Annotated in this window: 7 protein-coding genes; 2 read left to right on the top strand and 5 right to left on the bottom strand. The window is 61.7% G+C overall.

Annotation, left to right across the window (positions count from 1 at the left end):
- Positions 1 to 246: 246 nt before the first annotated feature.
- The 5 genes from urtE to urtA all read right to left on the bottom strand — a co-directional run bounded on the left by urtE (position 247) and on the right by urtA (position 5184).
- Complete coding sequence (urtE, locus tag P3C29_RS32395; RefSeq protein WP_010175249.1) at positions 247 to 936, bottom strand: urea ABC transporter ATP-binding subunit UrtE; 690 nt, start codon at positions 934 to 936, stop codon at positions 247 to 249.
- A gap of 10 nt (positions 937 to 946) precedes the next feature.
- The gene (urtD, locus tag P3C29_RS32390; protein WP_003218258.1) at positions 947 to 1705 is read right to left on the bottom strand and encodes an urea ABC transporter ATP-binding protein UrtD; all 759 of its coding nucleotides are present in this window, start codon (positions 1703 to 1705) and stop codon (positions 947 to 949) included.
- A complete protein-coding gene (urtC, locus tag P3C29_RS32385) occupies positions 1702 to 2862 on the bottom strand; it encodes an urea ABC transporter permease subunit UrtC (RefSeq protein ID WP_275966446.1) in 1161 nt (386 codons plus the stop codon). The genes urtD and urtC overlap by 4 nt, the downstream gene beginning before the upstream one ends.
- A gap of 10 nt (positions 2863 to 2872) precedes the next feature.
- Positions 2873 to 3790 carry an urea ABC transporter permease subunit UrtB gene (gene urtB, locus P3C29_RS32380; RefSeq protein ID WP_169387756.1) on the bottom strand — a complete coding sequence of 306 codons (918 nt, stop codon included), beginning with the start codon at positions 3788 to 3790 and terminating at the stop codon, positions 2873 to 2875.
- Between the two features lie 185 nt (positions 3791 to 3975).
- Positions 3976 to 5184, bottom strand: coding sequence for an urea ABC transporter substrate-binding protein (gene urtA / locus P3C29_RS32375; protein ID WP_010175253.1), 1209 nt, complete (start codon positions 5182 to 5184; stop codon positions 3976 to 3978).
- Between the two features lie 347 nt (positions 5185 to 5531).
- On the opposite strand from urtA, the gene P3C29_RS32370 reads away from it, so the two are divergent.
- Together P3C29_RS32370 and P3C29_RS32365 are read left to right on the top strand one after the other, a co-directional pair.
- The gene (locus tag P3C29_RS32370) at positions 5532 to 8918 is read left to right on the top strand and encodes an ATP-binding protein (protein ID WP_275966445.1); all 3387 of its coding nucleotides are present in this window, start codon (positions 5532 to 5534) and stop codon (positions 8916 to 8918) included.
- Positions 8893 to 9591 carry a response regulator gene (locus P3C29_RS32365; RefSeq protein ID WP_275966444.1) on the top strand — a complete coding sequence of 233 codons (699 nt, stop codon included), beginning with the start codon at positions 8893 to 8895 and terminating at the stop codon, positions 9589 to 9591. The genes P3C29_RS32370 and P3C29_RS32365 overlap by 26 nt, the downstream gene beginning before the upstream one ends.
- Positions 9592 to 10023: the final 432 nt, after the last annotated feature.

The following is a 10023-nucleotide window of genomic DNA, read 5'->3' as shown; positions in this document are numbered from 1 at the left end:
GGCCGAACGCAGGTGGTGCGGAGCGGGTAAACCGGCAGGACGCCGGTTTAGCCGCGCTGGGCCAAGGATGGCCCATCGCGGCGGCCCGCGGAGCATCGCCGGAGTGAGGGAACACCGAGCCTAGGCGAGGTGCCGACAGGCGGGGCAGAGCCCTTTGCTTACTTTGGGGCTTTTCCAAAGTGAGTCGCTGTAAGAGCGAAACCCTAAGCCGCCGTTACCCAAATAACGGATATGCACCCCGCCAAATCACACCGACAAATACCGACTGATGGTCGCCTCATCCACCCGATCCCGAGTTTCCTCGATCACAAACCTCCCCTTCTCAATCACCAAAAACCGATCAGCAATTTCCAACGTAAACGACAACACCTGCTCAGAAACAACAATCGTCAAATCCCGCAAATTGCGAATCTCCTTAAGCGTACGAGCAATGTCCTTGATGATCGAAGGCTGAATCCCCTCAGTCGGCTCATCCAACAACAACACCTTCGGATTGGTCGCCAACGCCCGGGCAATCGCCAACTGCTGTTGCTGCCCCCCAGACAAATTCCCACCCTTGCGCGAACGCATGTCATACAGCACCGGAAACAACGCATACAAATCCTCAGGCACCCTGCCCCGAGCCGAAGCCGGCAACCCGGTCTGAATATTCTCCAACACACTCATGCTGGGAAAAATCATCCGCCCCTGGGGCACATAGGCAATCCCCCGCTCCACCCGCTCATGGGTTTCAAGCTTCGACACATCATGCCCATCCACACTGACCTGCCCCTGCCACTGCGGCAGAATACCCATCAGGCTCTTGAACAACGTGGTCTTGCCCATCCCGTTACGCCCCATCACCGCGACGATCTCACGCTTGGCCACGTTCAGCTCCAGGTCGTGAAGAATCTGGCTCTGCCCGTACCCGCACGACAGTTTGTCGATCTTGAACATGCCCGACTCCTCAGTGGCCCAAATACACTTCAATGACTTTCGGATTGCTCTGCACCGACTCCATGCTGCCCTCGGCCAGCACTTTGCCCTGGTGCAGCACCGTGACCTTGTGGGCAATGCTTTTGACGAACTCCATGTCGTGCTCGATCACCAGCACCGAGCGGCCCTGGCTGATGCGCTTGAGCAACTCGGCGGTTTGCGCCCGCTCGTTGACGCTCATGCCGGCCACCGGCTCGTCGAGCATCAACAATTCGGGGTCTTGCATCAGCAGCATGCCGATCTCCAGCCACTGTTTTTGCCCGTGGGACAGCAGGTCGGCCTGCTGTTGCAACAGGTCGCCGAGGAAGATTTCCCGGGCCACTTCCTCGACCCGCGCGATCACCTGGGCGTTGCGCTTGAAAAACAGCGCGCCCCACACCTTGCGCCCGGCCGGATACGACATTTCAAGGTTTTCAAACACCGTCAGGTTTTCGTAGATCGACGGGTTCTGGAACTTGCGCCCCACGCCGGCCCGCACGATGTTGTATTCGCGCATTTTGGTCAGTTCCTGGCCGTCGAACTGGATACTGCCGCTGGTGGCGCGGGTCTTGCCGCAGATCAGGTCCAGTACCGTGGTTTTGCCGGCGCCGTTGGGGCCGATCACCACCCGCACTTCATTGCGGTCGATATACAGGTTGAGGTTGTCGACGGCCTTGAAGCCGTCGAATGACACAGTGAGGCCTTCGATAGCCAACACGGGTTTTTTCATTTCAAAACCGACGGCGGTCATGGCTGTGTCTCCAGGATCTTGGCTTCAGCCTTGGGCTTGATCTTCGCCGGTTCGACGTTTACCACCGGTGGGCGGCGCAGCAGTCTGGCCAGCGCCTGGCGACCATGGCTGTCCCACAGCCCGGCCAGGCCGTTGGGGAAGTACATGACCACGGCGATAAACAGCCCGCCCATCAGGTACAGCCACAGTTCGGGAAAGGATTCGGAAAAGTAGGTCTTGCCGTAGTTCACCAGCAACGCGCCGTACACCGCCCCCAGCAGCGACATGCGCCCGCCGACCGCGGCAAAAATCACCATTTCGATCGACGGCACGATGCCCACGAACGACGGCGACATAAAGCCCACCTGCAAGGCAAACATCGCGCCGCCAATCGCCGAGAACGCCGCCGCCACGCAAAACACGAAGATCTTGAAACTGGCCACGTCATACCCGGAAAACCGCACCCGCTCTTCCTTGTCGCGCATGGCCATCAACAGCCGGCCAAGCTTCGAGGCGAGGATAAAGCGGCCGATGAAAATGCAGCCAAACAGCAGCCCGGCGTTGATGAAGTACAGGATCATCTTCGCCCCGTCACCGCGCAGGTCCCAGCCCAGCAGGGTCTTGAGGTCGGTGATGCCGTTGACGCCACCGGTGAGGCCTTGCTGGCCGACGATCAGCACCGTGAGGATCAGTGCAATCGCCTGGGTGACGATGGAGAAATACACATCGCCCACCCGCCGCTTGAACAGCGCCATACCGATGATGAATGCCAGCAGCACCGGCACGGCGATCACCGTAAACAGGGTGAACGAGAAACTGTGGAACGGTTGCCAGAGCCACGGCAGCTGGGTGATCTGGTTCCAGTCCATGAAGTCCGGTATGCCCGGGGTGGACTGGATCTTGGTGCTCTCGGGGTCCGAGGCCTCAAGCTTCAGGAACATCGCCATGCAATAGCCGCCGACGCCGAAAAACACGCCCTGCCCAAGGCTGAGAATCCCGCCATAACCCCAGCACAGCACCAGGCCCACCGCGACGAACGCGTAGGTCAGGTACTTGCCGACCATGTTCAGCCGGAACGCGTCCAGGGTCAGCGGGAACACCACGAGGATCAACACCGCCAGCAGCACGATGCCGATCAGGTTTTGCTGGCCGCCCAGCAGCTTGTCTAAAGCCTTCATCGGTTCGCCTCTACTTGCGCACTTTGATGGAGAACAACCCTTGCGGGCGCAGCATCAGGATCAGAATCACCGACGACAGCGTCAGCACCTTGGCCATCGAGCCACTGAGGAAAAACTCCGACAGCGATTGGGTCTGGGCAATCACGAACGCCGAGGCGATGGTGCCGAACAGGCTTTGCGCGCCGCCAAACACCACCACCAGGAAGGTGTCGACGATGTACTGCGAACCGGCGGTCGGCCCGGTGGAGCCGATGGTGGTGAACGCCGCACCGGCCACGCCCGCCACGCCGCAACCGAGGGCGAAGGTCATGCGGTCGACCTTGCGCGTATTGATGCCCACCGCGCGGCTCATCAAGCGGTTCTGCACGGTGGCGCGTACCTGCAGGCCCCAGCGCGAGCGGTAGAGCATGACGAAGATCGCCCCGGTCAGCAGCAGGGTCAGGCCCATCATGAACAGGCCGTTGCGCGGGATTTCGATAGCGTCGGTGAGGTTCACCGACCCCATCAGCCAGGCCGGCGGTTCAGCGCTCACTTCACGGGCGCCGAATACCGAGCGGAAGGTTTGCTGCATTACCAGGGACAAGCCCCAGGTGGCGAGCAAGGTGTCCAGCGGCCGTTTGTACAAACGGCTGATCATTGCCCATTCCACCAGCCAGCCCACGGCGCCGGCGACGAGAAATGACAGGGCAATGGCAAAGAAAAAGTAATACGGCTGGAAGCTCGGCGCGAAGTGCGCGGTGAGGCTGGAACAGACGTACGTGGTGTAGGCGCCAATGGTCAGGAACTCGCCGTGGGCCATGTTGATCACGCCCATCTGGCCGAAGATGATTGCCAGTCCCAATGCCATCAGCAACAGCACGCAGAACACGGACAAGCCGTTGAACCCCTGCATCGCCGCGATGGCTCCAAATTCCGATAGCCATTCCATGATGATGGTCTCCTGAGCGGGAGGTTGAAATGCGGACTGCTTTTGCCTGTGTTTTTATGTGGGAGCTGGCTTGCCTGCGATGCAGGCGACTCGGTCATTCAGTTGCACCGAGGGGATGCCATCGCAGGCAAGCCAGCTCCCACACAAACCCGGTTCCAACCGTTAGATCAATGCCTGATCCAGGGTTATTGGTAGCCTTTCGGGAACGGATTCGGTTCGATCAGATCCGACTCGTAGATCACCTTGAACTGGCCATTTGGCTGCACTTCGCCGATGCGCGACTTGCTCCACAGGTGATGGTTTTCGTGGATCTTCACGTAGCCTTCCGGCGCGTTTTTCAGCTCGATGCCTGGGGACGCGGCGACGACTTTATCCACGTCGAAGCTGCCGGCCTTTTCCACCGCCGCTTTCCACAACCATGGGCCGAGGTAGGCCGCCTGGGTCACGTCGCCGATGACTGCGTCCTTGCCGTACTTGGCCTTGAACGCTTCCACGAAGGCTTTGTTGTTCGGGTTGTCGAGGCTCTGGAAGTACTTCATCGAGGCATAGAAGCCGGCCATGTTTTCGCCGCCGATGCCCAGCAGTTCGTCTTCGGTCACCGACAGGGTCAACAGGGTTTGCTTGGACGCGTTCACGCCCGCCGCGTTGAGTTGTTTGTAGAAGGCCACGTTGGAGCCGCCCACCACGGCGGCGAACACCACGTCAGGCTTCTTCAGCTTGACCTTATTGATCAGCGAACCGAACTGGGTGTTGCCCAGCGGGTAGTAGTCTTCGCCGACCACGGTACCGTGCAGGACGTTTTCAATGTGCTTGCGCGCGATCTTCATCGAGGTTCGCGGCCAGATGTAGTCCGAGCCCACCAGGTAGAAGGTTTTGGCGCCCTTGGTCTTGGCGATCCAGTCGAGGCTGGCGAGGATCTGCTGGGTGGCTTCCTGGCCGGTGTAGATCACGTTTTTCGACTGTTCCAGGCCTTCGTAGAAGGTCGGGTAGTAGAGCAGGCCGTTTTCTTTCTCGAAGATCGGCAACACGGCTTTGCGCGACGCTGAAGTCCAGCAGCCGAACACGGCGGCCACCTTGTCGTTGACCAGCAGTTTCTTGGCCTTTTCGGCGAAGGTCGGCCAGTCGGACGCGCCGTCTTCCTGGATCACCTTGATCTGCCGCCCGAGAATCCCGCCCGAAGCGTTGATCTGCTCGATGGCCAGGCGTTCGGCCTGGATCGAACCGGTTTCGGAAATCGCCATGGTGCCGGTGGCCGAGTGCAACTGGCCGACGGTGACTTCGGTAGGCGTCACCGCCAGGCCATCGTTATCGGCCATGACGCCATGGCTGAACAGACTCGCCGCCAGCAGTGATAAGGCTAACAACGGTTTGGAGCGGATCAATCGTGATTCCATGGGGCGACTCCTCTGCAATGAGGGGTTCAGCATGGCGGCAGGTGGCCACGGCGGGTATACGCAGCCTGACGTAACGGGGTACGTCATTTGACGTATGCCGTTGCGCACCATTTTCGAGCAGCCTGTAGTGAGCGGGCTTGCCCCGCGCTGGGCTGCGAAGCAGGCCCAAAACCTGCCGGCTCGGTTTGTCTGAAGATAAGCGGTGGCTTTGGTCAGGGCTGCTTCGCAGCCCAGCGCGGGGCAAGCCCGCTCACCACAGCAGGCTCCCTCGCCACAAAGAGCCCACCCCACAGAAATGGGGCACGAATATTGCTGCCATCGCCTTATCCTTGCAGGAGTTCTCCACCGTGCACCCCCTCCCCGGCACCCAGCGCATCGTCAAGATCCGCCGCGACTACAATTCCTGGGTCGCCGACGAGACCATGGAAGACTACGCCCTGCGCTACACCCCGAAATCCTTCCGCAAATGGTCGGAACTGCGCATTGCCAACACCGCCCTCGGCGCGGTGTCGTTCCTGGCGCTGGAGGCCATCGGCGGCGTGTTGGCCTTGAGCTACGGGTTCACCAACACCTTCTGGGCGATCCTCGCCATCAGCCTGGTGATCTTCCTCACCGGCCTGCCCATCAGCTATTACGCCGCCCGCTATGGCGTGGACATGGACCTGCTGACCCGCGGCGCGGGCTTCGGCTATATCGGTTCCACCATCACCTCGCTGATCTACGCCAGCTTCACCTTCCTGTTCTTCGCCCTCGAAGCGGCGATCATGGCCCTGGCCCTGGAGCTGTATTTCCATATCCCACTGGCCATCGCCTATGTGATTTGCTCGCTGCTGGTGATCCCGCTGGTGGCGTACGGCGTGACCCTGATCAGCCGCCTGCAACTGTGGACCCAACCGCTGTGGCTGGTGCTGTTGGTGCTGCCTTACGGCTTCGTACTGTGGAAAAACCCCGAGGCCTTCAGTGACTGGACCAGCTTCGTCGGCCGCAGCAGCGACGGCGGCGACTTCAATCTGCTGTCGTTTTGCGCCGCCTGCACCGTGGCGCTTTCCCTGGTCACGCAAATTGGCGAACAGGTGGACTACCTGCGCTTCCTCCCGGAAAAAACCGCTGCCAACCGCAAACGCTGGTGGGCCGCGCTCTTATGCGCCGGGCCCGGCTGGATCGTGCCGGGCGCCCTGAAGATGTTCGCGGGGGCGTTCCTGGCCTTCCTTGCCCTGCAACATGAAATCCCCATGGAGCGCGCCGCTGAGCCGACCCAGATGTACCTCGTCGCGTTCGGCTACGTGTTCTCCTCCCCCGAATGGGCCTTGGGGGCGATGGTGCTGTTCGTGTTCATCTCGCAGATGAAGATCAACCTGACCAACGCCTACGCCGGCTCCCTGGCCTGGTCGAACTTCTTCGCCCGCGTGACCCACAGCCACCCCGGCCGCGTGGTGTGGCTGGTGTTCAACGTCGCCATCGCGCTGATGCTGATGGAGCTGGGGGTGTTCGATGTGATCGAGCAGGTGCTGGGGCTCTACGCCAACATCGCCATCGCGTGGATCGGCACCTTGGTGGCGGACCTGGTGATCAACAAACCCTTGGGCCTGTCGCCCAAACACATCGAGTTCAAGCGTGCGCACCTCTACGACATCAACCCGGTGGGCGTCGGGTCGATGCTGATTGCCTCGCTGCTGTCGATCCTCGCCCACTTCGGCCTGTTCGGCGCCCTGTCCCAGGCGGCGCCGCCGTTTGTCGCGCTGGGCACCGCGCTGGTCATGGCGCCGCTGCTGGCGTGGCTGACCAAGGGCCGCTACTACATTGCGCGCAGCAGCGAGGCACAATTGATTCACCCGCAACCCGGCACCGGCCTGGTGATCTGCGGGCTGTGCAGCAACCCGTTTGAAACCGCCGACATGGCGTTCTGCCCGGCCTACAGCACGCCAATCTGCTCGCTGTGTTGCTCCCTGGATGCGCGCTGCGGCGACCGCTGCAAACCCCACGCCCGCCTCGCCAGCCAGTTCGAAGGCGTATTGCGCTGGTTGCTGCCGACCACGTTGGTGCCGCGCCTGCATACCCGGCTGGCGCACTACCTCGGCTTCTTACTGGCGCTGGTGCTGATGCTGGCCGGGGCACTGGCCCTGATCTACATGCAGGCGGCCCAGGGCTTGCCCCATTCGCAAACCTTGTACCAGGCGTTTTTCAAGGCGTTCCTCACGCTCTCGGTGTTGGCTGCCGTGCTCGCCTGGTGGGTGGTGCTGACCCGCGAAAGCCGGCGCGTCGCCCAGGAAGAGTCCGACCGGCAAACCTCGCTGCTGATGCAGGAGATCGCCGCCCACAGCCTCACCGACCAGGCCCTGCAACAGGCCAAGGAAGCCTCGGAAGCGGCGAACGCAGCCAAGAGCCGCTACGTCACCGGGCTGTCCCACGAGCTGCGCACACCGCTCAACAGCATCCTTGGCTTCACCCAGATCCTGCAGCGCGACAGCGCCATGCCCGAGCAGCACCAGGACGCCCTGGCGACCATTCTGCGCAGCGGCTCGCACCTGTTGTCGCTGATCGACGGCCTGCTGGACGTGGCCAAGATCGAGGCCGGCAAGTTGCGCCTGGAACTCACCGAAATCCCCTTCCCGGAGCTGATCCACGACCTGGAGCAAATGTTCACCCCCCAGGCCGAAGACAAGGGCCTGCGCTTTCGCCTGGACTGCGTGGGCAAGATCCCAGCCGTGGTGCGCGGCGATGAAAAACGCGTGCGGCAGATCCTGATCAACCTGCTGGGCAACGCGATCAACTTCACCGACAGCGGCGAGGTGCGCCTGCGGGTCAGCTACATGCGCGAGACCGCTAACTTCGAAATTATCGACACCGGCATCGGCATTGAACCCGAGCAGATCGAGCGGATTTTCCAGCCGTTCGAACGCGGCGACCTGATGCGCCAGGACAAGGGCGTGGGCCTCGGCCTGACCATCACCCGCATGCTCACCTCGCTGATGGGCGGCGAATTGCGAGTGGTCAGCGAACTGGACAAAGGCACCTGCTTCCAGGTGCGGCTGTTCCTGTCCCAGGTCCGGGTGCCGCAGGCGGTGGTGCATGTGGAGCACGACATCATCGGCTACCACGGCGAACGGCGGCGCATCCTGGTGGTGGATGATCATGTGGACCATCGCAAGGTGCTCAGCGGCATGCTCACGCCCTTGGGCTTTGAGGTGTCACAGGCGAGTAACGGCCAGGAGGCGATCCGCCAGGTAGCGCTGCTGTCGCCGGACCTGATCCTGATGGACCTGTCGATGCCGACCATGGACGGCTGGGCCACCAGCCGGATGATCCGGCGTAACGCGCTGTCTACCGCGCCGATCATCGTGATCTCGGCCAACGCGTTTACCGACGACCGTGAACGCAGCATCGCGAGCGCCTGCAACGACTACCTGGCCAAGCCGGTGCGCACCCCGGAATTGCTCGGGCGCCTGCAACTGCACCTGGATCTGCAATGGCTGCGGCGCAGAACACCGATCGTCGCGCCGGTCGCCACACCGGGCGTGCTGCCGAGTGCCGAAGACCTCGCCGTGCTCGCCGAACTGAGCGCCATCGGCTACGTGCGTGGCCTGCATGAAAAGCTCGACGCGATCGTGCTGGAAAGCCCAGGCACCACGCCGTTCATCAACAAGCTTCGGGCACTGCTGAAAAGCTTTCGCCTGGAAGAACTCAACCGAATCCTGAAGGAGGCCGAAGATGAATGCCTTGACCCGCAGCGCTGAGCCCGGCGTGGTGCTGATTGTCGACGACACCCCGGACAACCTGGCGATGCTCTCCGACGCACTGGACGACGCCGGCTACATGGTGCTGGTGGCGCTGGACGGCCTCAGCGCGCTGAACCGCGTGCAACGCCGGCGCCCGGACCTGATCCTGCTGGACGCGGTGATGCCTGGCCTGGACGGCTTTGAAACCTGCCGCCGGCTCAAGGCGCAACCGGCCAGCGCGGACATTCCGGTGGTGTTCATGACCGGGCTGACCGACAGCAAGCATGTGGTGCAGGGGTTTGAGGTGGGTGGCAGTGATTACGTGACCAAGCCGATCCAGACTGATGAGGTGCTGGCGCGGGTGGCGGCGCATTTGCGTACCTCGCGGATTCTGCTGTCGGCGCGGGCGGCGAGGCAGCCGAGCGTGATCACCCTGGACGATGAGCCGGCGCACAAGCTGCTCTCGGCGCGGTTTCAATTGACGGAACGGGAAGTGGAAGTGCTGCGCTGGGTGGCGTGTGGCAAGACCAATCGGGACATTGGCGACATTCTCGGGTTGAGCCCGAGGACGGTGAACAAGCATCTGGAGCATGTGTATGTGAAGTTGGGGGTGGAGACGCGCACGGCGGCGACTTCGGTGGCGATGGCGGCGATGAGTCCGGTGCGTTCTCAAACGATGGCGACTGTCTAATGTGGGAGCTGAGGGTTCTGTTGGTGTGTGCTGGGCTGAGTACATATCCATTATTTAGGTAACGGCTGCTATAGGTTCCGCTCTTACAGCGGCTCACTTTTGAAAAGCGCAAAAGTAAGCAAAACGCTCTTGCCCCACCACTCGGCACCTCGCTAATGCTCGGTGTGCCCTCACTCCGGYATTACTACGCGGGCCGCCGCGACGGGGCGTCCCTGCCCCGTCGCGGCTAAACCGGCGTCCTGCCGGTTTACCCGCTCCGTACTACCTGCGTTCGGCCAGCGTGGTTTAACGGGGCGCCTAAGATCAAGATCAAAAGCAGATCAACAGCACAGCGGCCTACAGGCCGGCTTGAGTGGTGTGAAGCAAAGGCAACATCAAGATCAAAATCTACAGCGGGCACGGTCAAATGTGGGAGCTGGCTTGCCTGCGATG

The organism is Pseudomonas sp. 1912-s, assembly GCF_029269205.1.
In the GTDB taxonomy this organism is placed as follows: Bacteria; Pseudomonadota; Gammaproteobacteria; order Pseudomonadales; family Pseudomonadaceae; genus Aquipseudomonas.
This window is presented reverse-complemented; position numbering and strand designations above follow the sequence as displayed.